Annotated in this window: 1 protein-coding gene; it reads right to left on the bottom strand. The window is 39.7% G+C overall.

What is annotated here, in order from left to right:
• Positions 1 to 1,122, bottom strand: a complete 1,122-nt coding sequence (gene tnpB / locus GKZ89_RS20750) for an IS200/IS605 family element RNA-guided endonuclease TnpB (RefSeq protein WP_155114302.1) — start codon at positions 1,120 to 1,122, stop codon at positions 1 to 3.
• Positions 1,123 to 1,341 lie beyond the last annotated feature (219 nt).

Consider the following 1,341-nt stretch of genomic DNA (forward strand, 5'->3'; position numbering starts at 1 on the left):
TTAGGCTATCCCCGCAGTTCCTGCGGTTAAGATGCGAATGGCTTCGTTTCTAAGATTCAATCCTGCGTTAATATCTCGGTCATGATGAGTTTGGCATGAGGGACAATCCCATTCACGCAAAGCGAGATTCTTAACGTCTTTATGTTGATACCCGCAAGATGAGCAGATTTGGCTTGATGCGAAGTTTTTTGCTGCGACAACAACTTGTTTTCCGTACCACTTGGCTTTGTATTCAATCATGGTACGAAATTGCGACCAACTCACTTCGTTAATCGCTTTTGCGAGCTTTCGGTTCTTGAGCATATTGCTTACTTGCAAATCTTCGATTCCGATCATGTCGTGGTTTTTGACAAGACCAGTAGAGATTTTGTGCAAGTAGTCATTTCGGGTGTTGGTGATTTTTTCGTGGATTCGTGCGACTTTGACTCGTTGCTTGTGCCAATTGGAAGAACCCTTTTTTCGTCTTGAAAGAATGCGTTGTGCATTTGCTAACTTCTTTTCAAGGGTGCGGAAGTATTTATGGTTTTTATAGACCGTTCCATCCGAAAGGATGGCAAAGTCTTTTATTCCAACATCAACCCCAACAGAAGAACCCGTTTTAGAAAACTCGCTCACTTCGGTTTCAACCAGAACAGACACAAAATATTTACCAGTAGGGTTTCGCCTAATGGTAGCAGATAGAATGCGTCCTTCCACTTCACGGCTTTTCGCAAAGCGGACAAGGCCAAGTTTCGGCAGCTTGATTTTGTTTTCAACGATTGCGATATTTGCGTTGGTATGCTTGGTTGTATAAGATTGCACCCAGTTCTTTTTTGATTTAAAACGTGGGGCTTTGTTTTGTTTCTTAAAAAATCGAGTGAAAGAATCAGCAAGGTTTTTAAGAGAAGATTGGATGGCAATACTGTCCACTTCTTTTAACCAACTTAGCTCTTTTTTTAATTGAGTTAAATCAGCAGAGCAAGTACTGTATGTCAGACCCTTACCCGTTCCTTTGTATGCTTGATTCCACTTATCTAAGTAGTAATTGAATACAAATCGTGAACAGCCAATGGTTTTAGTAATTAACAACTCTTGCTCCTTATTTGGGTAGATACGGAACTTGTACGCCTTATTTGCTATCATGACTTTCACCTCCTCACATGTTATGATATACACATTATATCACAAATGAGATATATATTGTATATCAATATGGAAAGGATTGATAATTATAGAGAAGCAAACAGTTGTGTTGAGGTTCCCAAAAACACTTTTGGATAGAGTGGACAGATTCAAAGAGGAAAAGGGCTTTGGCACTCGTACACAAGCTATTTTTCATCTATTGCAAGTAGCACTTGAACA

It is taken from the genome of Metabacillus mangrovi, from assembly GCF_009711125.1.
Classification (GTDB): domain Bacteria; phylum Bacillota; class Bacilli; order Bacillales; family Bacillaceae; genus Metabacillus_B; species Metabacillus_B mangrovi.